This window comes from Halomonas sp. IOP_31 (genome assembly GCF_021151495.1).
Taxonomy (GTDB): Bacteria; Pseudomonadota; Gammaproteobacteria; order Pseudomonadales; family Halomonadaceae; genus Modicisalibacter; species Modicisalibacter zincidurans.
In genome coordinates this window covers 91895-111898 of the sequence record NZ_JAIRBP010000010.1, presented here as the reverse complement: position 1 = coordinate 111898, position 20004 = coordinate 91895, and the positions used below count along the sequence as shown (strand labels likewise).

The following is a 20004-nucleotide window of genomic DNA, read 5'->3' as shown; positions in this document are numbered from 1 at the left end:
GTTCGAGACCCTGCCGACACTCGGCGAGGATGACGATCTCGACACGCTGCTCCCCTGGCGCTGGAAAGAGACTCTACCGGTCTGACTCAGGCCCAACAGATGGGGTTCGTGGATCGCTTACGGCATGATGACCGCGCTGCAACTGGCCGACGCCGGCTAGCGGGTGACATTGATCGAGCGTGGCCACTGCGGCCAGGAGGCGTCCTGGGCGGGCGGTGGCATCGTCTCGCCGCTCTACCCCTGGCGTTACGGAGCGCCGGTGTCGGCGTTGTCGCGCTGGTCCGAGGGTTTCTATCCCGAGCTATCGCTGCGCCTGCTGGAGGAAACCGGCATTGACCCCGAGTATCGCCAGCGCGGGCTGCTCTACCTGCGTGTCGACGACGAGGCGCGGGCGCTCGACTGGGCGCTCGAGCTTGGCAAGCCACTGGAGCGGGTCGATGGACAATTCATCTACCGCAAGGAGCCCAACGCCGCGCCGGGCTTCGACCAGGCGTTGTGGATGCCGACCCTGGGCAGCATTCGCAATCCGCGACTGGGCCAGGCGTTGCGGGCACGCTTGGCGGCGATGCCGCGGGTCACGCTGCGCGAGGGGATGGCGATGGAGCGGTTGCTCGTCGAGGGCGAGCGTATCCGCGGCGTGCAGGCCGGCGGCGAACGTATCCTGGCCGAGCGCGTGGTGATCTGCGGCGGGGCCTGGAGTGCCGGGTTGCTGGATAGCGTCGGTTACAAGCTGGCGGTGCGCCCGGTCAAGGGCCAGATGATTCTGTTCCGTGCGCCGCCCGGGCTGGTCGAGCGGGTGGTGCTGCTCGATGGGCGCTATGTGATCCCGCGCGGCGATGGGCGGGTGCTGGCCGGGTCGACGCTGGAGGAAACCGGCTTCGACAAGGCCACCAGCGCCGCCGCGCGGGAGTCGTTGCGGGCCAGCGCGACACGCATCGTGCCGGCGCTGGCCGATTGTGAGGTCGAGCATCACTGGGCCGGGCTGCGCCCGAGCTCGCCCGATGGCGTGCCGATGATCGGCAACGTGCCGGGCGTCGCCGGGCTCTACGTCAACGCCGGCCACTACCGCAACGGGCTGGTTTTGGCGCCGGCGGCGACGCGACTACTGGTCGATGAGATGCTGGGCCGTGAGCCGATCGTCGATCCGCGGCCCTATCGTCTGGATTGATTCCCGTTAGAAAATTTCGGCGTAAGTCACAAGCCGGCTTCTTTCTGATGACGTATGGCCAACACCACAACAAAGTCATCGTCGATGCGGTATCGAACGACATAGCCACTATCGCCGAATTCAATCAGCCAGTCCCGGTATTCCTCGGGCAAGTCGTCAATGGGGCGTCCGATACGTGGCAGCTCTCCGAGTGCCTGGACGCCTTGGATGATGACCTTTGCGGCCCGCTCGGCTGCTGCGAGGTTTTTCGGCCGCAGGAACTCGCGTAGCCGCTCCAGATCCCGGACCGCTGCCGGGGCGAAGATCACTCGCGACATATCGGTGCTGGCAGTTCGCTATCCGTTCCCCAGCTGGCCAGCCACTTCTCTACTTCGTCAGCGGTCGCGTGCAGTCCGGTGGCTTGGTAGTCCTCCCATGCCTTGAGTGTGTCCTGCTTGAAGGCCTCGCGTCTTTCCTCGCGCTCCACATATTGCTCGATGGCTTCGCGCATTAGCCAGTGCGCCGAGCGCCGGCGAGCATCGGCCAAGTGTTGGACGCGACTCTTCAGGCCGTCATCGAGTTTGATGGACGTTGGCGTTGCCATGCTGGCCTCCATAGTAAGAGGTAATACCCTTGACTACTTTAAGTCGGTTTGGGCCTGGTGTCGATGGTGCTGTCACCCGGTACGAGATCGAGCATCACTGGGCATGACTGCTGTTGCACGGGGCGTAGGTTGTATAGAACCGTGCCTCAGGAGGGCGTCTGCTCCTCGAGGAAGCGGGCGTGATGGTCGCTGGAGCAGAACCACAACTGGTCGCGGCGCACGGCATCGGGCTCGGGCAGGTGCACGCGGCAATAGGCGCAGCGCACCATCCTGGCGTCCTCGACGCGGCGCGGGGCGTCCTGCTCGAGTTTCCATTCTCGGTACATGCGGTAGAGCTTGAGGCCGGCCCACAACAGTATCGCGAAGATGATCAGGCGGATAAGCAAGAGATTCATTCCTTGGGTCTCCCATGACGGCCCGGCAGTGCTTTGCACGCGCCAGCCCTTGCGGGACAATGAGGGTAAAGGGGGTAGTGTAAAGCCAGCCTCATGGCTCGCCAATCGTGCCCCGCCCCGTTTCTGGCCCAGCGACTGTGAGGATTGTACGCTCATGCAAGATTTGACCCTGGTAATGGCCCAGCTGGACCCGCTGGTGGGCGATATACCCGGCAATGCCGAGCGCGCCATCGAGGCCGTGCGCGAAGCGCGCCTCGAGCACAAGGCCGATGTCGTGGTCTTTCCCGAGCTGTTCCTGACCGGCTACCCGCCCGAGGACCTGCTGTTTCGCGAATCGATGGAGACGCGCCTCGAGGCGGCGCGCGCGCGCATGGCGCACAAGGTGGCCAAGGACGTGATGGTGGTGATCGGCTATCCCGGCCATCGCGCCAGCGGCTATCACAACCTGGCCGGGGTGCTCTACAACGGCGAATGGCTGGGCGAGTACGCCAAGCAGGCGCTGCCCAATTACCAGGTCTTCGACGAGCGGCGCTATTTCATGCCGGGCAGCGAGCCGCTGATCATCGAGCATGGCGGTGCCAGGCTCGGCATCCTGATCTGCGAAGATCTGTGGGACGGCGCACCGGTACGCCAGTGCCGCGATGCCGGCGCCGACGTGCTGGTCGCCCTCAACGCTTCGCCCTTTCATCAGAACAAGCCTGCCGAGCGCCTGACGCTGTTCGCCGAGCGCGCCCGCGAAGCGCAGCGCCCGGTGGTCTACGTCAACCAGATCGGCGGCCAGGACGAACTGGTCTTCGATGGCGGCTCGCTGGTGGTCGATGCGGCCGGTGAGTTGCGTATACGCGCCCCGCACTGGCAGGTTGGGCTGATGCCGGTGCGCTTCGTCAACGACGCCGGTCGCTGGACGCCGGAAGCCGGCGAGATCGAGGCGTTGCCCGGCACCGAGGAAAATCTCTACTGCGCGCTGGTCACCGGGCTGCGCGACTATGTCAACAAGAGCGGCTTTCAGGGCGTGGTGCTGGGACTGTCGGGGGGTATCGACTCGGCGCTGTCGCTGGCGATCGCCGTCGATGCGCTGGGCCCCGAGCGGGTCCAGGCGGTGATGATGCCGTATCACTACACGGCGCAGATCTCGCGCGACGATGCCGCCGAACAGGCGCGGCTGCTCGGCGTGCGCTACGAATCGCTGCCGATCGCCGGGATGGTCGAGGCGGCCAACGCGACGCTCGCCGAAAGCTTCGCCGGCGCGCCCCAGGACACCACCGAGGAAAACCTGCAGTCGCGGTGTCGCGGCGTACTGTTGATGGCGATCTCCAACAAGAAAGGGCTGATGGTGCTGACCACCGGCAACAAGAGCGAGATGGCGGTGGGTTACGCCACGCTCTATGGCGACATGGTCGGCGGTTACAATGCGCTCAAGGACGTCTACAAGACCTGGGTGTATCGGCTGGCGCGCTGGCGCAACACTCAGGATCTGGCGATTCCCGTGCGGGTGATCACCCGTCCGCCGTCGGCCGAGCTGGCTCCCGACCAGCAGGACAGCGATTCGCTGCCCGGCTACGACACGCTCGATGCGATCCTCGAGCGCTACATCGAGCGCGATATGAGCGCCGAGTCGATCATCGAGGCGGGCTTTGCCAGCGAGGATGTCTACCAGATCGTCAAGCTGGTCGATCGCAGCGAGTACAAGCGCCGCCAGGCGCCGGTCGGCGTGCGGGTGACCTTGCGCGGTTTCGGCCGCGATCGCCGCTATCCGATCGTCAATGGCTGGCAGCCGGGGGAGTAGGCACTTCGTGCCAGTGGAAAGTAGGAAGTTAGAAGTCGGAAGATAAAAGAAGGGCCGCAGCATATATATGGTTGCGGCCCATGCCAGCATCGAATAATTCATTGACGAAAGCACGTAGCTTCTCCTGCATGCTTCCGTCTTCCGTCTTCCGTCTTCCGTCTTCCGTCTTCCGTCTTCCGTCTTCCGTCTTACAGCGTCAGCGGCTCGGCGTCGACGAGGCGCGGCTCGAAGGTGCGGCCGTCGAGACGTGCGTTGTCCGGGTCGTTCTCGATCAGCGTCTTGAGCACCTCGCGGGCGCGATCGCGCATGTTCAGCCCCAGATACCCCTCGACCATGGTCGCCAGGGCGTCGCGGGTGGCGGTGGCTTGCGGATAGCGCTCGAGCACCCAGCGGCCGCGTTCGACGGCGGCAACGTAGGCGCCCTTGCGCAGATAGAAGTCGGCGATCTGCAGTTCATGGCGGGCCAGCACGTTGCGCAGATAGATGATGCGCTGCCGGGCGTCGGCGGCGTACGGGCTGTCGGGGTAGCGCCGCACCAGTTCGCCGAAGTCGACGTAGGCGTCGCGCGAGGAGCCCAGGTCGCGCTTGGAAATGTCGATCAGCTCGAGCCCCTCAAGGCTGAAGCGTCCGGCCTGGTAGGCGGCCAGGCCGCGCAGGTAATAGGCATAGTCGACCTGCGGATGGTCGGGATGCAGGCGGATGAAGCGGCTGGCCGCGGCGCGCGCAGCTTCCCAGTTCTCGACCTGGTAATAGGCATAGATCAGTTCCAGTTGGGCCTGCTCGGCGTAGTTGCCGAACGGGAAGCGGGTATCCAGCGCCTCGAGCTGTTCGACGGCGGTGCTGTAGCGCCCGGTGTCGAGCGATGACTGGGCCTGCTGGTAGAGTTCCTGCTCCTGAAGGTCAGGGTTCACCTCGTTGCTGGCACAGCCGGCGAGCAGGGCTGCGACAAGGGCCAGGGCGGCAAGGGGAGAAACGCGCATCGTCATCCTCGTATCGGGCAATCATCAACGGCCATGCTAGAATCGGCCGGATCCGGTGACTCGTAAAGTCCCACACTATCTCGTAAAGTCCCACACTATCTCGTAAAGCCCAACACTATAAAGCACACCGCACCAGCGGGGACACCCCGCCGGGAAAACACCCAGTCGAACTCCATAGGCACCCCGCGAGCTATGCCCGATATCCTGCAGCGCGACGAGCGCATCCCCGGCTCCATGGTCGGCATTCGCCTGGACCAGGCCGCCGCGGAGGTATTCGCGGAGTTTTCCCGCGAGCGACTCAAGGGCTGGATCAAGTCGGGGGCGCTGACCCTCGACGGCGCCGTCGCCAAGCCCAAGGACAAGGTCTACGGTGGCGAGCGACTGGTGCTGGAGGCGGTGCTCGAAGACGCGGTGCGCTGGCAGCCGCAGGCGATCGAACTGGCCATCGTTCACGAGGATGACGACGTGCTGGTGCTCGACAAGCCGGCCGGGCTGGTGGTGCATCCCGCTGCCGGCAATCCCGACGGCACCCTGCTCAACGCGCTGCTGCACCACTGCCCGGCACTCGCCGCGATTCCCCGTGCGGGGATCGTGCATCGACTCGACAAGGACACCTCGGGGCTGATGGTGGTTGCCAAGACCCTGGCGGCGCAAACCTCGCTGGTCGGCCAGCTTCAGGCGCGCAGCGTCTCGCGCGAGTATGCCGCAGTGGTTACCGGGATGATGACCGCCGGCGGCACGGTGGATGCGCCGATCGGTCGCCACCCCAAGGATCGCAAGCGTCAGGCGGTCACCGAATCGGGCAAGCCGGCGGTGACTCATTATCGGGTGGTCGAGCGCTTTCGCGGCCATACGCATGTGCGTTGCCGGCTGGAAACCGGACGCACCCACCAGATTCGCGTGCATATGGCGCATCGCCGTTATCCGCTGATCGGCGACGCGCTGTACGGTGGGCGGCTCAAGCTGCCCGCCGGGGCCAGCGAGGCGCTCAAGGAGCAGTTGCGCAGTTTTCCGCGCCAGGCGTTGCATGCTCGCACGCTGGCCTTCGTGCATCCGGCGAGCGGCGAGTCGGTGAGCTTCAGCGCCGAGCTGCCCGACGACTTGTGGGTGTTGCTGGATGGCCTGCGTGCCGACGGCGAGGAGCGAACATGAGCGATCAACCCACGCTGCTGCTGCCCGACTGGCCGGCGCCGACTACTGTGGGCGCGCTAGTCACCAGCCGTGAAACCGGCCCCAGCCAGGGTCCTTATGCGGCCTTCAATCCGGCGCTGCACGTCGGCGACGACCCGGCCACGGTGGCTCGCTGCCGGGCGTCGTTGAGCGAGCAGGTCGGTGACGGCCGGCCGCTACTGTGGCTCGACCAGGTCCACGGCGCCGCGGTGGCGCAGGACTTTCGGCCGAGCCACGCCGAGCAGCCGCCGCAGGCCGACGCGGCGGTGGCCTTCGATGACCGGCATGCCTGCGTGATCCTCACCGCCGACTGCCTGCCGGTGTTCTTCTGCGATTGGCGTGGCACCCGGGTAGGCCTGGCGCATGCTGGCTGGCGCGGCCTGGCCGGCGGCGTACTCGAGGCCAGTATCGCCGCGCTGGGCTGCCCGCCCGACGAGTTGATGGCCTGGCTGGGACCGGCGATCTCCAACGCCCAGTTCGAAGTGGGTCGCGAAGTCCGCGAGGCCTTCGTCGCCCTGCAGCCCGCCGCCGAGAGCGCCTTCGAGCCGAGCCCCTATCGGCTCGGTCATTACATGGCCGATCTCTACAAGCTGGCGCGGCTGCGCCTCGAGCGGCTGGGGGTGGCGCATGTCAGCGGCGGCCACTTCTGCACCGCCTGCGAGGGGCGCTTCTATTCCCACCGCCGCGACAACGGCGTGACCGGGCGCATGGCCAGCATGATCTGGATCCGCTAGCCCCTGCGGGGGAGCTGTAAGCTATAAGCTATAAGCGGTAAGCACTCTATTACCGATTCCAGCGCTGGTGCCAATGTCGTGACTTACGGCTTACGGCTTACGGCTTACGGCTTACGCGCCCCTGACCCACATCGAACCTTCTGCGTTTCCTCCTCCGGTCGACTTGAAAGCGCCCCAACATACCTCCATTGATAGTGTCAAACATGACGACTTGGGCCCACGGCGCGTCCGACCGCGCCGCCGCCCCGATGGAGGATTTCGATGCGTATCGATCGCATGACCAGCAAGTTGCAGAACGCCCTGGCCGAGGCCCAGTCCCTGGCCGTCGGGCGTGCCCATAACCAGCTCGATCCCGGCCATGTGCTGAGCGCGCTGCTCGACGCCCGCGACAGCGGCATCAAGGGTCTGGTGCAGAAGGCCGGCGGCGAGCTGGGCAAGTTGCGCGACGGCCTGGCGCAGTATCTCGACAACCTGCCCAAGGTCGGTCAGTTCGACGGCAACGTGACCATGAGTCAGGATCTGGCGCAGCTGTTCAACCTCGCCGACCGCGAGGCCCAGGCACGCGGCGATCAATACATCGCCAGCGAGCTGGTGCTGCTCGCCGCGCTGGAGATGAACCACGCGATCAGCAAGGTGCTGATCCAGGCCGGACTGTCCAAGACGGCGCTGGTCGCGGCCATCGATAGCCTGCGCGGCGGCCAGGCCGTCGACGATGCCAGCGCCGAGGAGAGCCGCGAGGCGCTGGATAAATACACCCTGGATCTCACCGCGCGGGCCGCCGAAGGCAAGCTCGACCCGGTGATCGGCCGTGACGACGAGATCCGTCGCACGATTCAGGTGCTGCAGCGGCGCACCAAGAACAACCCGGTGCTGATCGGCGAGCCCGGCGTGGGCAAGACGGCGATCGTCGAGGGCCTGGCCCAGCGGATCATCAACGGCGAGGTGCCGGAAGGCCTCAAGGACAAACTCGTGCTGTCGCTGGACATGGGCGCGCTGCTTGCCGGCGCCAAGTTCCGCGGCGAGTTCGAGGAGCGCCTGAAGGCGGTGCTCAACGAACTGGCCAAGGAAGAGGGCCGGGTGATCCTGTTCATCGACGAGCTGCACACCATGGTCGGCGCCGGCAAGGCCGAGGGCTCGATGGACGCCGGCAACATGTTGAAGCCGGCGCTGGCGCGCGGCGAGTTGCACTGCGTGGGCGCCACCACCCTCGACGAGTACCGCAAGTACATCGAGAAGGACGCCGCGCTCGAGCGCCGCTTCCAGAAGGTACTGGTCGACGAGCCCTCCGAGGAGGATACCGTGGCGATCCTGCGCGGCCTCAAGGAGCGCTACGAGGTGCACCATGGCGTCGACATCACCGACGGCGCGATCATCGCCGCGGCCAAGCTGTCGACTCGCTACATCACCGATCGCCAGCTGCCCGACAAGGCCATCGACCTGATCGACGAGGCGGCCTCGCGGATTCGCATGGAACTCGACTCCAAGCCCGAGGAGATGGACCGCCTCGACCGCCGGCTGATCCAGCTCAAGATGGAACGCGAGGCGCTCAAGAAGGAGACCGACGAGGCTTCGAAGAAGCGCCTGGAAAACCTCGAGGAGCAGATCGGCGAGCTCGAGCGCGAATACGCCGACCTCGACGAGGTGTGGAAGTCCGAGAAGGCCAGTATCCAGGGCGCCGCGCAGTTCAAGGCCGAGCTCGAGCAGGCGCGCATCGATCTCGAGGCGGCGCGCCGCCAGGGCGACCTGGGGCGGATGTCCGAGCTGCAGTACGGGGTGATCCCGACCATTGAGAAGAAGATCGCCGAATCCGGCGAGAGTGGCGGGGCGGCCGACACGTCCCAGCACCAATTGCTGCGCTCCAACGTCACCGAGGAGGAGATCGCCGAGGTGGTGTCGCGCTGGACCGGCATTCCGGTGGCCAAGATGCTCGAGGGCGAGCGCGACAAGCTGCTGCGCATGGAAGACGCGTTGCACGACCGGGTGATCGGTCAGGACGAGGCGGTCAAGGCGGTCGCCGACGCGGTGCGTCGCTCGCGCGCCGGGCTCGCCGATCCCAACCGCCCCAATGGCTCGTTTTTGTTCCTCGGCCCGACCGGGGTGGGCAAGACCGAGCTGTGCAAGTCGCTGGCCAACTTCCTGTTCGACACCGAGGAGGCGATGGTGCGCATCGACATGTCCGAGTTCATGGAGAAGCACTCCGTGGCGCGGCTGATCGGCGCGCCGCCGGGTTACGTCGGCTACGAGGAGGGCGGCTACCTGACCGAGGCGGTGCGCCGCAAGCCCTATTCGGTGCTGCTGCTCGACGAGGTCGAGAAGGCCCATCCGGATGTCTTCAACATCCTTCTGCAGGTACTCGAGGATGGCCGGCTGACCGACGGTCAGGGGCGCACCGTGGACTTTCGCAACACGGTGATCGTGATGACCTCCAACATGGGCTCGGATCTGATCCAGAAGTTCGCCAGCGAGGGCGAGGACGCCTACGCCCGCATGAAGGAGGCGGTGATGGAAGTGGTCGGTCAGCACTTCCGGCCGGAACTGATCAACCGCATCGACGAAGTGGTGGTATTCCATCCGCTCGACCAGGAGCAGATCCAGAAGATCGCCGAGATCCAGCTGCAGCGCCTGCGCGAGCGGCTCGCCGAGCGCGACATGACGCTGACGGTCAGCGACGATGCGTTGGCCCAGCTGGCGGTGGTCGGCTTCGATCCGGTGTACGGCGCGCGGCCGCTCAAGCGGGCGATCCAGAACCGCCTCGAGAACCCGCTGGCCCGGGAGCTGCTGGCCGGCCATTTCGGCCCCGGCGACGCCATTCGGGTCAGCGCCGAGGACGGCCACCTGGCATTCGCCAAGTAGGGCTTGCCGGCAAGTACGCAATCAGGCACGCAAGGTGCGTTCGTTCGCCGCCTGATTGCGTCGGCAAGCCGCATGGGTAGGCTATTCGGCGAGTTCGCTGCGCTTGTCAGGCGTTCGGCTCGCCCGAATCGTCCGCATCCTGTACGCCTGCAGGGCGTCCATCAGCATGCGTAAAGGCTTCCTTGAGCGCGCCGGCACCGCGCGGCGCAATGAGCAGAGCGCCAAGTCCGACAGGTTCCCCTGACCTGGCACCTTGGCGAAGGGGCGACGCAGGAGGCGTGACACGCCGGTCAGCGCCCTGGGCTCGCCTGGTCTGCCTGCTGCTCGAGACGCTCGCGAAGGGGCGCCAGATCGTAACCGGCGGATCGGGCTGCCTCGATGAGCTCCGGTACGGGGCGATGCGCTGCCTGTGACAAGGCCCAAAGATGCGCAACGCGCTTGCCCGAACGGCAGAAGCCGAGAACGGGGCCAGGGGAGCTATTCATGACATGGGCGAAGCTGTCGATATCAGCCTGGGAATAGTCACCCGGTTTGACCGGAACCTCGTGCCAGGCCATGCCCAAAGATTCCGCCTTGGCTTTCAGAGCCTCGGGATCCGGCTGGTCTTCGCTTTCGCCCCGTGGACGGTTGGAGAGGATCGTGCCAAACCCCTGGGCAGCGAGTTGCTCAAGCTCATCGAGTCGGGGTTGCGCAGTGACGCTCAATTGATCATCAAGTGGTTTGATATCCATATTTCCTCGCTTCGTTCCATTCAGTTGCGTGCTTCATCCCAGACGGCGCCGGGTAGCGCGTCAAGCGGGATCTTGAGATAACGCCGGCCGTTGTCTTCCGGTTCCGGCAAGGCGCCACCACGAATGTTGATCTGTAGAGACGGCAGGACCAGCGCCGGCATGGGTAACCTGGCGTCCCGTTCGTTGCGAATCGCCATATAGTCTTCGAGGGTCTGATCGTCGCAGAGGTGGATGTTGGTTTCGCGCTGGCTGTGTACCGTGCTTTCCCACTCCGGTTCGCGACCGCCAGGCCTGTAATCATGCCCTGTAAAGAGCCGGGTGTCGTCTGGTAGCGCCAGAATCGCCTGGATGGAATCCCACAGCCTGTGGGCATTGCCACCGGGAAAGTCGGTACGGGCCGTCCCGCCGTCAGGCTGGAACAACGTGTCGTGAACGAAGGCGGCGTTGCCGATCACGTACGTGATCGAGGCCAAGGTGTGCCCCGGCGAGAACATCACACGGCTCTCGATCTCCCCGATCTTGAAGGTGTCACCTTCACTGAACAGATGGTCCCACTGACGGCCATCAGCCGGAAAGTCAGGCCAGTTATAAAGGTCTTTCCACAGCGCCTGAACTTGCGTGATATAGCTTCCAATGGCCGTGGGCGCGCCGGTTTTCTCTTTCAGGTACTGCGCCGCTGAGAAGTGGTCGGCATGTGGATGGGTGTCGAGAATCCACTCCACCGTCAATTGCTGAGCTGCCACGTAGTCCAGTAGCTCGTCGGCATGGTGCGTTGCAGTGGCCCCCGACTTCCCATCGAAGTCCAGAACCGGGTCGATGATCGCACAGCGGCGGGTCGCTGGGTCGCTCACCACATACTGCACGCTTGAAGTCCGCGGTTCATAGAAGCCAGCCACGTCGGGCCTGCCAGGTGAGTGTCGAAAGGTTTGCATGAAAACCTCTTTAGCTCCGTGTACTTGGTTACTAGGATAGCTAAAAAAGGAATAAGAAAAAGTCTGCTGGACAAAACGACACAAACCTTCAATGGAAGTTACCGATCGCCCGCCTAACCAGTCACGATACACGCATGACGTGTTGCCACGATTGCTTGCGCCACAAGATAGCCAGAAAGGCCGGCGCGCCGATCAGCCAAGGGAAATGGGCGGCAACGGCTTGAAGGAAGTCACCTAACCGCCGCGCGGGTGAACAGGGCCAGGCACTGGCGCATTTAGCCGGCCAGGCACTTCGCTTATGCGTAGCCGGCGCTGCACTGGTATACTGCGACGCGACCGCTGGGGCGCCGGTGCCGCGCCATTGAGCGTCGATCGGCACATGAAGGATCGACACGGGCATCGGAGTCAGCAACCGAATTCATCCCTGCACGGTGGATGCATTTTCGCAGGTCGGAGCGTCGTACGAATGTCGGGCCTTTATGTCATCGAGGCGTGCCGGCTCTTGGCGGCCGTCTCGGCCAGTCTCCACCGTTTCAGATTTTCGCAATCGCAGTGACCAGAGAGGTTTACGCCAAGATGCCCAAGACGCCGAAGATCATCTATACGCTTACTGACGAAGCCCCCGCGCTGGCGACCCATTCGCTGCTGCCGATCATCGATGCCTTCACCGATCCCGCCGGCATCAAGGTGGAGACCCGCGACATTTCGCTGGCCGGTCGCATCATCGCGCTGTTTCCCGATTACCTGAGCGAAGAGCAGCGCATCGGCGATCATCTCGCCGAGCTCGGCGAACTGGCCAAGACGCCGGAAGCCAACATCATCAAGCTGCCCAACATCAGCGCCTCGACCCCGCAGCTCAAGGCGGCGATCAAGGAACTGCAGCAGCAGGGCTACAAGCTGCCGGATTACCCGGAAGAACCCGGCAGCGACGACGAGAAGCAGGTCAAGGCGCGCTACGACAAGGTCAAGGGCAGCGCCGTCAATCCGGTGCTGCGCGAAGGCAACTCGGATCGCCGCGCGCCGCAATCGGTGAAAGGCTACGCGCGCAAGTACCCGCACCGCATGGGCAAGTGGTCGAGCGACTCGCAATCGCACGTCGCGCACATGAGCGAGGGCGACTTCTACGGCAGCGAGAAGTCCGCGGTAATCGACGGCGCCGGCGAACTCAGGATCGAGCTGGTGGGCAAGGACGGCGGCCTCACGGTGCTCAAGGACAAGCTCGCGGTGCTCGAGGGCGAAGTGGTCGACGGCGCCGCGATGAGCAGCCGTCGCCTGCGGCGCTTCATCGCAGCCGAGATCGAGGACGCCAAGCAGCGCGACGTGCTGTTCTCGCTGCACCTCAAGGCGACCATGATGAAGGTCTCCGATCCGATCATGTTCGGCATCGTGGTCAGCGAATTCTACGGCGAGGTGCTGGGAAAGCACGCCGACACACTGGACAAGGCCGGCTTCGATCGCAATAACGGCATCGGCGACTTGTACTCGGCGATCCAGTCGCTGCCCGGCGACAAGCAGAAAGAGATCACCGCCGACATCGAGGCGCTCTACAGTGAGCGCCCGCCGCTGGCGATGGTCAACTCGCACAAGGGCATCACCAACCTGCACGTGCCCTCTGATGTGATCATCGACGCCTCGATGCCGGCGATGATTCGCGATTCGGGCAAGATGTGGGGCGCCGACGACGCGCTGCACGACGCCAAGGCGGTGATTCCCGACCGTTGCTACGCCGGCATCTACCAGATCGTGATCGACGACTGCAAGCAGCACGGCGCCTTCGACCCGACCACCATGGGCAGCGTGCCCAACGTCGGCCTGATGGCGCAGAAGGCCGAGGAGTACGGCTCCCACGACAAGACCTTCCAGATTCCCGCCGACGGCACCGTGCGCGTCACCGACGGCAATGGCCGGGTGCTGTTCGAGCACGAGGTCGAACGCGAGGACATCTGGCGGATGTGCCAGACCAAGGACGCGCCGATCCAGGACTGGGTCAAGCTGGCGGTCACCCGGGCCCGCGACAGCGGCGCACCGGCGGTGTTCTGGCTGGATTCGCAGCGTGCCCACGACGCCCAGCTGATCAATAAGGTCGAGCGCTACCTGAAGGATCACGACACCGACGGCCTGGATATCCGCATCATGGCGCCGCAAGACGCCATGCGCTTCTCGCTGGAGCGTATCCGCAAGGGCGAGGACACCATCTCGGTCACCGGCAACGTGTTGCGCGACTACCTGACCGACCTGTTCCCGATCATGGAGCTCGGCACCAGCGCCAAGATGCTCTCCATCGTGCCGCTGATGAACGGCGGCGGGCTGTTCGAGACCGGCGCGGGCGGCTCGGCGCCCAAGCACGTCCAGCAGTTCCTCGAGGAAAACCACCTGCGCTGGGATTCGCTGGGCGAATTCCTGGCCCTGGCGGCCTCGCTCGAGCACCTCGGCAAGACCTTCGACAACGCTCGCGCCACGGTGCTGGCCAAGAGCCTCGACCAGGCCAATGGGGCGTTCCTCGACAGCGACAAGTCGCCCAAGCGCAAGGCCGGCGAGCTCGACAACCGCGGCAGCCACTTCTACCTGGCGCTGTACTGGGCCCAGGCGCTGGCCGAGCAGGACGACGACGGCGAACTCAAGGCGCTGTTCGCCAAGCTGACCGAGGTGCTGAAAGCCCAGGAGCAGACCATCATCGACGAGCTCAACGGGGTGCAGGGCAAGCCGGTCGACATCCAGGGCTATTTCCACCCGGATTATCAGCTGACCCGCGAGGCGATGCGTCCCAGCGCCACCTTCAACAAGGCGCTCGAGGAGATCGTCAAGAACTGAGTGCATGACGCTGCGCGTGACGGCTAGCCTCGTCGTTTATAAAGAAAATCGCCAGCTCCCCCGGGGCTGGCGATTTGCGTTTGCTTGGGATTGAAAGCGGCCAGCCGAGGTGACATGAGCGACGACGACAAGGCGCTACGCCGTACCGGCCTGGGCATGATGCTATTGTTCTGGGTGATTGTGCTGGGGCTGGCGGGATGGTGGTTTCAGGACCGGCTCGATGAGCGGCATAATCCGAATGCGGCGCTGACGGCGTCAGCGCCGGGCGAGGCGCAGCCGGTGACGCTCGAGCGCAACGCCGCTGGGCATTTCGTCGCCACTGGGCGGATCAACGGCGAACCGGTCGAGTTTCTGCTCGACACCGGCGCCAGCCTGGTGTCGGTGCCGGCCTCGCTGGCCGAGCGACTGGGCCTCGAACGGGGTGCCAGCGTGGGCTTCGAGACCGCCAACGGCCAGGCTCGCGGCTATCTGACCACCCTCGACGAGATCGCCCTGGGGGGCCTGCGCGCCGGTGACGTGCGCGGCTCGATCAATCCCGGCATCGGCGGTGAGACGGCGCTTTTGGGAATGAGCTTTCTCAACCGTTTCGATATTCGTATACGCGGCTCGCAGATGATCCTGAGCCTACCACAATCCGCCAATGACTCATGAGCGGGGCACGGCGAACCGCTCACACAAGGAGAACGTCATGCGCCAATGGATAGCAGTCGTGTTACTGGGCAGTTTGCTGGCGGGGTGCCAGGCAATGCTGCCCGACAGCGACGGCCGGCCGCCCGAGGTCATCGACCGCAGCGAGCAGGCGCCCGGATCGACGGTCGTCGAACGCAAGGTCGCCTTCCCGGCCGACACCTACGCCAAGCTGGAAAAGCGCGGCAACGCCACGATCAAGGGCCGGCTGCGCTATACCACGGCTCAGGGGCGAACCCTCGTCGGCGCCAACGAGCAGATCTCGATCGCCCCGGCGACCGCGTATTCCGCCGAAGCCGCCGATGTGGCGCTGGCCGGCAAGCGCATCGAGCCGGCCGATCCGCGCGCCCGGGAATATACCCACTATGCGCGCACCGACGGCAATGGCTACTTCGTGGCCCGCGGCATCCCGGCGGGGGTGTTCTACGTCGCCGGCAGCGTGCTGTTGCCCGACGGCAAGTCGCGCAGCCCGCTGATCCTCAAGCAGGTCAAGATCGGCGCGGGGCAGACCCGCGAGGTGGATCTGAGCCGTTAGCCTCCCGGTTGGTTAGCCGGACTCAATCGCGCGAGAACCCGGAAGCCTGCCTGCCATGATCGTCGCGCGGCTGGCGGTAATGGCCGGGAATCGTCACGCGTTCGCCGTTGGGCAGATCGCGCACATGGGTGGGCACGTAGACGCGGGTGATGACGCTTCTTCGCTGAGTCATGTCCGAGTGTCCTGATCAAGTATTGTGTCGGCAACGCGTACGCTACGCCTTGCCTTGGCGGGAATCAACCTCGCTGCACCCGGCTGTCGGCAGTGTCGGCAGCCGGGCGTCATGATCGTCGACGGCGCGCGGCATGACGGACATCCGGCCCTGCATGCACGCGCCCGGTTGGCGAATGGACACTCTTGAGCGTAGAAAGCCCGGCCGGTGGCTTGCATCAGAAAGTTGTCAGTGGCTGTAAACGAGGCGCGCCGGCCGGAAGCGCTAAGCGCGGGACGATGAAATGGTGCGGCTCATCAGGATTACTTCACGCGCGTCGTTGCGCAGCAGTTCGCGAAAGCCCAGCGAGCAATCTATGCGCTGTCGAAAAAATGTCGGCGCTGGCCCATGCATCGTCAGGGCTTGCTCGGTACCGCCGCTCGTGACGGCGTATGATGGAGCTTCGTGGCGGTCACGATCGGTGACCTTGATAACCTTCGACGTCCGAGCTTCTCATGACACCGTTCAAGTCCCGTGCCCTGGAATACCTGGAGGCCATCGTTCGCCACGGCTCGCTGCGGCGTGCCGCCGCTCATGTCGGGGTCAATCCCTCGGCGCTCAGCCGCCAGTTGCGCGCGCTCGAAGAGGAGCTCGATGCCATCCTGCTGGTGCGCTCGCCCCGTGTCACGCTGACCCCGGCCGGTGAGTTGATCCTGCGCCACTATCGCGACCAGCGCGCCGCCGAGCGGGCGACCCTGTCGCAGTTGCAGGCCCTGCAGAACCTCGAGCGGGGCGAGGTTCGCATCGCCGTCGGCGAAGGGTTCATCGCCGATCTGGTCTCGACCCCCCTGCAGAACTTCCTCGCGAGGTATCCTGGCCTGGAGATGGAAGTTCACATGGCGAGCCTTACCGAGGCGATGCAACTGGTCAAGGACGACACCGTCGAATTGGCCCTGTTATACGCTCCCCTCGACGACCCGCAACTGGTTTCGCACGTCGACCGTAGCCAGCCGCTCGATTTGATCGTCCCCGCCGGTCATGCGCTGGCAAGCACGCCCAGGCCGCCGACGCTGGCCGAGATCACTACCCACCCATTGGCGCTGATCGATGGCCATACCGGCATGGGGCAACTGGTTAGCATGGCGCTACATGGCGCGCAGCTGTCCTATCGGCCGCGGATGAAGACCAATTCGGTCTCGGTGCTCAAGAACTTCGTGCGCTCGGGTCTGGGTGTGACCTTCATGCCGGAGCTGAGCGTGCTCGAGGAGGTTCACGAGGGCAGCATCGTCAGCCGGGAGGTCGGCGCCGACGTGCTGCGCCACGCCCGGGCGCGGATCGTCAGCCAGGCCGAGCGCCCCTTGACCGTCGCCGCGCAGGCTCTGATCAAGCACCTGCGCCTCAGCATGCGCTTCTTCAGTGCCGATGCGCCTCGGGTGCTGGATGATCGTGCGTTGCCTAAAAGGCAACGGTGATGCGCTTGAAAGGTCAACAGAGCAACGATTAGTTTTTAAAGGCTCTTGGCCAATGAGCGATCGCGACCTCATGGCGATCCCGGACAACAACAAGGAGTCTACCAATGCGGCCCTTCACCCTGCGTAACACACTGCTGGCAGCCAGCACTATAGGAATGCTGGCCAGCGCAAGCCTGGCCAATGCCGCCACTACCCTCAACCTGAGCTACAATGGCCCGCCCGATACCGACAAGAACGCCGTGCATCTGTTCGCCACCAACCTCAAGCGGTTGGTGGAGGAGAAGACCGACGGCGACATCACGCTCAAGCTCTACCCCAATTCCATGCTCGGCGAAGAGCAGGAGCGCATGGAGCAGGTCATCAACACACCGAGCCTGAATATCGCGTCGTTCGCTGGGCTGTCGCCGATTGTCCCCGAGATCTATGTCAGTGCGATTCCCTTCCTGTTCGAGGACTACGCCGCCGCCCATCAGTTCTTCGACCAGGGCGATTACTGGAATAAGGTCGAAAATACTCTCAAGGAGCGTACCGGCGCCGAGCTGCTCGGCGTGGTCGAGGAGGGCGGCTTCCTCGACTTCACCAACTCCAAACGCCCCATCAGCAGCCCCGACGATTTCGAGGGACTACGCTTTCGTGCCATGGACCCCAGCCAGGTCGCGCTCTACGAAGCCTTTGGCGCCTCGGGGACGCCGATTCCCTGGACCGACACCTACATGGCACTCAAGACCAATGTTGCCGATGGCCAGATGAACCCGCCGATGTACATCATCATGGGCAGCCTCTACGAGGTGCAGAAGTACCTGACACTGGCCAACGTGCAGTACTCGGATCAGTTTCTGATCGCCAACGGCAGCTGGTACGAAGGCCTCTCCGAAGAGAATCGCCAGGCGGTCGATGCGGCCGTCAAGGAGGCTAACGAGCTCAATCGTACGGATGTCGAGAAGCGCGTCGATGAGCGCATCCAGTTCCTCGCCGATCAAGGCATGCAGGTGATCGAGCCGACCCCCGAGGAAATGGATGCTTTCCGGCAAAAAGGACAACCCGCCTATATCGATTGGCTCAGGGAGGAGGGCATCGGCGATCAATGGATCGAGATGGCGCTCGAGGACGCCGGGCAGAGCGAGCTATTGACCGAGTAACAACGACTCAATCCATCCGACGAGGCGAAGGACCCGACCGGCAAGTGGCCGGTCGGGTCGCGTAACATCACCATGTTCCGAGATACCCTGCTGACGCTGTTGGGTCGATTGACCACCGCGCTGGGCGTCATAGCGCTGCTCATTACTCTGGTCGATATCCTCTACGGCATCGTCACCCGCTACATGGTCGGCCAGGCGCCGATCTGGAGCGACGAACTCGCACGCTATTGCCTGATCGCCTCGGCGCTACTGATCGCCGGCAATGTCTGGGTACGCGGCGAGCACATGCGCGTAGCGTTGCTCGAGCGCAAACTGGGCGCCACGGCTCGGCGCGTGCTGCTTGCCTACCAATGGCTGCTGACACTGGCCCTTGCCATGGCGATGACCTGGTGGAGCTGGCACTACGCGCTGTCGGTGGGCTACTTCACCTCGCAGGGCCTGGGCATCAGCCGCACCATCCCCATGCTTGCCATGCCAATTGGCTTCGGGTTGCTGGCACTGCAGGTGCTGCTCTATGGTCCGCGGCCGTTGCCACAACCCGGTATCGACGACGCCGCTTCCGAGGAGCCAGCCTCATGATGGTCGCCACGATGTTCGTCGTCTTGCTGGCCAACACCCTGCTCGGGATACCGCTGTTTCTGACGCTGATCGTCACCGCGCTGGTGGGTTTCGTATTCGTCGACCCGGGAATGGTCGCGCGAATGATGCCGCAACAGTTTTTCGGCGGGCTCAACAGCTTTTCGCTGATGGCGATCCCGCTGTTCATTCTCGCCGGCAACCTGATGAACGCCGTCGGCATGACCGAGCGGCTGATGCGCGTTGCGCGCCTAATCGTTGGTCATCTGCGCGGCGGTATCGGCCACGTCAACGTGGTAGGCAGCGTGTTCATGTCCGGGGTCAATGGCTCGGCGGCCGCCGATGCCTCGGCGCTGGGTGCGCTGCTGGTGCCGGCGATGACCCGCGAAGGTTATTCCACCGCCTTTGCCGCCGGGCTGACCGCCGGCAGTTCGCTGATCGGGCCGATCATCCCGCCCAGCATCTTCATGATTCTCTATAGTTCCCAGACCAACACGTCGGTCGGCCAGCTGTTCCTCGGCGGGGTGGTGCCGGGGCTATTGCTGGCGCTGGCGTTCATGGTCATGAATGCCTTGCACGCCCGTCGTGCCGGCCTCGAGCGGCGCACCATGCTGCCTGCGCGGCGCGAGGTCTTCGAGGCGGTAAGTGGCGCATTGCCGGCGCTGGTCGCGCCGTTCATCATCGTCGCCGGGATCGTTTTGGGCTTCGTCACGCCCACCGAATCCGGAGCGCTGACTGTGTTCTACGTCGCCCTGTGTGGCCTGGCGATGGGCGAGTTGCGCCTACGGGCCTTCTGGCGGGCAGCGGTCGAGACCACTCGGCTGGCCTCGGCGATCTTCCTGATCATCGGCATCTCTTCGGTGATCAGCTGGGAACTGGCCTACGCCCAGGCGCCTGATCGCTTCACCGGGCTGCTGGAGCCCTTCATCGACTCGCCGGTCATCGTGTTGTTGCTGCTCAGCGCAATCACCTTCGTCACCGGGATGTTCATGGAGGAAGTCTCGGCGCTGATGCTGCTCTCTCCTGTGTTCATGCCGGTGGCGCTGGCGGCCGGCATCGACCCGGTAGTGCTGGGCATTATCATCACTCTGAACATCACCATCGCCTTGATCACTCCGCCGATGGGCGCCTGCCTGTTCATCGCCGCGGCGGTCAGTCGGCTCGACATCACCGTACTGTTTCGCACCATCTGGCCGTTCATTCTGGTCGCGATAACGGTGTTGCTGGTGCTGATCCTCTTCCCGGGGCTGATTACCTGGCTCCCGAACACCCTTGGCTGACTTCATCTTGGATACGAACCG

General features: G+C 64.4%; 19 protein-coding genes. 12 read left to right on the top strand and 7 right to left on the bottom strand.

The window, feature by feature from the left end:
* The first annotated feature begins 163 nt into the window (after window positions 1-163).
* Window positions 164-1168: an NAD(P)/FAD-dependent oxidoreductase gene (locus K7I12_RS07660; RefSeq protein ID WP_231663796.1), complete on the top strand. Its 1005-nt coding sequence runs from the start codon at window positions 164-166 to the stop codon at window positions 1166-1168.
* Window positions 1169-1194: 26 nt separating this feature from the next.
* On the opposite strand, the gene K7I12_RS07655 is transcribed toward K7I12_RS07660, so the two are convergent.
* The 3 genes from K7I12_RS07655 to K7I12_RS07645 form a co-directional block, all read right to left on the bottom strand.
* A complete protein-coding gene (locus K7I12_RS07655; protein WP_031382457.1) occupies window positions 1195-1485 on the bottom strand; it encodes a type II toxin-antitoxin system RelE/ParE family toxin in 291 nt (96 codons plus the stop codon).
* Window positions 1473-1751 carry a CopG family ribbon-helix-helix protein gene (locus K7I12_RS07650; RefSeq protein ID WP_031382458.1) on the bottom strand — a complete coding sequence of 93 codons (279 nt, stop codon included), beginning with the start codon at window positions 1749-1751 and terminating at the stop codon, window positions 1473-1475. Before K7I12_RS07650 ends, K7I12_RS07655 begins: the two co-directional genes overlap by 13 nt.
* A gap of 146 nt (window positions 1752-1897) precedes the next feature.
* Window positions 1898-2146, bottom strand: coding sequence for a PP0621 family protein (locus tag K7I12_RS07645; protein WP_031382459.1), 249 nt, complete (start codon window positions 2144-2146; stop codon window positions 1898-1900).
* A 154-nt stretch (window positions 2147-2300) separates the two neighbouring features.
* Here K7I12_RS07645 and K7I12_RS07640 point away from each other — a divergent pair, with 154 nt between their 5' ends.
* Window positions 2301-3932, top strand: coding sequence for an NAD+ synthase (locus K7I12_RS07640; RefSeq protein ID WP_231663795.1), 1632 nt, complete (start codon window positions 2301-2303; stop codon window positions 3930-3932).
* Between the two features lie 188 nt (window positions 3933-4120).
* Here the strand turns inward: K7I12_RS07640 and K7I12_RS07635 are convergent, their stop codons facing one another.
* Window positions 4121-4912, bottom strand: a complete 792-nt coding sequence (locus K7I12_RS07635) for an outer membrane protein assembly factor BamD (protein ID WP_231663794.1) — start codon at window positions 4910-4912, stop codon at window positions 4121-4123.
* Between the two features lie 192 nt (window positions 4913-5104).
* Here K7I12_RS07635 and rluD point away from each other — a divergent pair, with 192 nt between their 5' ends.
* The 3 genes from rluD (at window position 5105) to clpB (ending at window position 9669) form a co-directional block, all read left to right on the top strand.
* On the top strand, window positions 5105-6064 hold the full coding sequence (gene rluD, locus K7I12_RS07630) for a 23S rRNA pseudouridine(1911/1915/1917) synthase RluD (protein ID WP_231663793.1): 960 nt from the start codon (window positions 5105-5107) through the stop codon (window positions 6062-6064).
* On the top strand, window positions 6061-6816 hold the full coding sequence (pgeF, locus tag K7I12_RS07625) for a peptidoglycan editing factor PgeF (RefSeq protein ID WP_031382463.1): 756 nt from the start codon (window positions 6061-6063) through the stop codon (window positions 6814-6816). The genes rluD and pgeF overlap by 4 nt, the downstream gene beginning before the upstream one ends.
* Window positions 6817-7077: 261 nt before the next feature.
* The gene (clpB, locus tag K7I12_RS07620; RefSeq protein ID WP_231663792.1) at window positions 7078-9669 is read left to right on the top strand and encodes an ATP-dependent chaperone ClpB; all 2592 of its coding nucleotides are present in this window, start codon (window positions 7078-7080) and stop codon (window positions 9667-9669) included.
* 290 nt (window positions 9670-9959) lie between these two features.
* On the opposite strand, the gene K7I12_RS07615 is transcribed toward clpB, so the two are convergent.
* Window positions 9960-10400 (bottom strand): TIGR01244 family sulfur transferase, encoded by a 441-nt coding sequence (locus K7I12_RS07615; RefSeq protein WP_231663791.1) that lies wholly within the window; start codon window positions 10398-10400, stop codon window positions 9960-9962.
* A gap of 20 nt (window positions 10401-10420) precedes the next feature.
* Window positions 10421-11332, bottom strand: a complete 912-nt coding sequence (locus K7I12_RS07610; RefSeq protein ID WP_031382466.1) for an MBL fold metallo-hydrolase — start codon at window positions 11330-11332, stop codon at window positions 10421-10423.
* 576 nt (window positions 11333-11908) lie between these two features.
* On the opposite strand from K7I12_RS07610, the gene K7I12_RS07605 reads away from it, so the two are divergent.
* The 3 genes from K7I12_RS07605 (at window position 11909) to K7I12_RS07595 (ending at window position 15365) form a co-directional block, all read left to right on the top strand.
* On the top strand, window positions 11909-14143 hold the full coding sequence (locus K7I12_RS07605) for an NADP-dependent isocitrate dehydrogenase (protein WP_231663790.1): 2235 nt from the start codon (window positions 11909-11911) through the stop codon (window positions 14141-14143).
* Between the two features lie 114 nt (window positions 14144-14257).
* Complete coding sequence (locus K7I12_RS07600; RefSeq protein WP_231663788.1) at window positions 14258-14794, top strand: retropepsin-like aspartic protease family protein; 537 nt, start codon at window positions 14258-14260, stop codon at window positions 14792-14794.
* A 37-nt stretch (window positions 14795-14831) separates the two neighbouring features.
* Window positions 14832-15365, top strand: a complete 534-nt coding sequence (locus K7I12_RS07595; RefSeq protein WP_231663786.1) for a carboxypeptidase regulatory-like domain-containing protein — start codon at window positions 14832-14834, stop codon at window positions 15363-15365.
* 22 nt (window positions 15366-15387) lie between these two features.
* Here K7I12_RS07595 and K7I12_RS07590 read toward each other — a convergent pair whose 3' ends face one another.
* Entirely contained in the window at window positions 15388-15537 is a 150-nt protein-coding gene (locus tag K7I12_RS07590) for a hypothetical protein (protein ID WP_201448160.1), read from the bottom strand.
* 494 nt (window positions 15538-16031) lie between these two features.
* Between K7I12_RS07590 and K7I12_RS07585 the strand changes: the two genes are divergently transcribed.
* The 4 genes from K7I12_RS07585 (at window position 16032) to K7I12_RS07570 (ending at window position 19983) form a co-directional block, all read left to right on the top strand.
* Window positions 16032-16988 (top strand): LysR family transcriptional regulator, encoded by a 957-nt coding sequence (locus K7I12_RS07585; RefSeq protein ID WP_231663785.1) that lies wholly within the window; start codon window positions 16032-16034, stop codon window positions 16986-16988.
* Between the two features lie 104 nt (window positions 16989-17092).
* Window positions 17093-18127, top strand: coding sequence for a TRAP transporter substrate-binding protein (locus K7I12_RS07580; RefSeq protein WP_231663784.1), 1035 nt, complete (start codon window positions 17093-17095; stop codon window positions 18125-18127).
* A gap of 72 nt (window positions 18128-18199) precedes the next feature.
* Complete coding sequence (locus tag K7I12_RS07575; RefSeq protein WP_231663782.1) at window positions 18200-18706, top strand: TRAP transporter small permease; 507 nt, start codon at window positions 18200-18202, stop codon at window positions 18704-18706.
* Entirely contained in the window at window positions 18706-19983 is a 1278-nt protein-coding gene (locus K7I12_RS07570) for a TRAP transporter large permease (protein ID WP_442908033.1), read from the top strand. The genes K7I12_RS07575 and K7I12_RS07570 overlap by 1 nt, the downstream gene beginning before the upstream one ends.
* Window positions 19984-20004: the final 21 nt, after the last annotated feature.

Bases quoted from the DNA above. Each gene is read 5' to 3' on its own strand.
- K7I12_RS07655 (WP_031382457.1), bottom strand. From the start codon at position 1,485: ATGTCGCGAGTGATCTTCGCCCCGGCAGCGGTCCGGGATCTGGAGCGG.
- K7I12_RS07650 (WP_031382458.1), bottom strand. From the start codon at position 1,751: ATGGCAACGCCAACGTCCATCAAACTCGATGACGGCCTGAAGAGTCGC.
- K7I12_RS07645 (WP_031382459.1), bottom strand. From the start codon at position 2,146: ATGAATCTCTTGCTTATCCGCCTGATCATCTTCGCGATACTGTTGTGG.
- K7I12_RS07640 (WP_231663795.1), top strand. From the start codon at position 2,301: ATGCAAGATTTGACCCTGGTAATGGCCCAGCTGGACCCGCTGGTGGGC.
- K7I12_RS07635 (WP_231663794.1), bottom strand. From the start codon at position 4,912: ATGCGCGTTTCTCCCCTTGCCGCCCTGGCCCTTGTCGCAGCCCTGCTC.
- rluD (WP_231663793.1), top strand. From the start codon at position 5,105: ATGCCCGATATCCTGCAGCGCGACGAGCGCATCCCCGGCTCCATGGTC.
- pgeF (WP_031382463.1), top strand. From the start codon at position 6,061: ATGAGCGATCAACCCACGCTGCTGCTGCCCGACTGGCCGGCGCCGACT.
- clpB (WP_231663792.1), top strand. From the start codon at position 7,078: ATGCGTATCGATCGCATGACCAGCAAGTTGCAGAACGCCCTGGCCGAG.
- K7I12_RS07615 (WP_231663791.1), bottom strand. From the start codon at position 10,400: ATGGATATCAAACCACTTGATGATCAATTGAGCGTCACTGCGCAACCC.
- K7I12_RS07610 (WP_031382466.1), bottom strand. From the start codon at position 11,332: ATGCAAACCTTTCGACACTCACCTGGCAGGCCCGACGTGGCTGGCTTC.
- K7I12_RS07605 (WP_231663790.1), top strand. From the start codon at position 11,909: ATGCCCAAGACGCCGAAGATCATCTATACGCTTACTGACGAAGCCCCC.
- K7I12_RS07600 (WP_231663788.1), top strand. From the start codon at position 14,258: ATGAGCGACGACGACAAGGCGCTACGCCGTACCGGCCTGGGCATGATG.
- K7I12_RS07595 (WP_231663786.1), top strand. From the start codon at position 14,832: ATGCGCCAATGGATAGCAGTCGTGTTACTGGGCAGTTTGCTGGCGGGG.
- K7I12_RS07590 (WP_201448160.1), bottom strand. From the start codon at position 15,537: ATGACTCAGCGAAGAAGCGTCATCACCCGCGTCTACGTGCCCACCCAT.
- K7I12_RS07585 (WP_231663785.1), top strand. From the start codon at position 16,032: ATGACACCGTTCAAGTCCCGTGCCCTGGAATACCTGGAGGCCATCGTT.
- K7I12_RS07580 (WP_231663784.1), top strand. From the start codon at position 17,093: ATGCGGCCCTTCACCCTGCGTAACACACTGCTGGCAGCCAGCACTATA.
- K7I12_RS07575 (WP_231663782.1), top strand. From the start codon at position 18,200: ATGTTCCGAGATACCCTGCTGACGCTGTTGGGTCGATTGACCACCGCG.
- K7I12_RS07570 (WP_442908033.1), top strand. From the start codon at position 18,706: ATGGTCGCCACGATGTTCGTCGTCTTGCTGGCCAACACCCTGCTCGGG.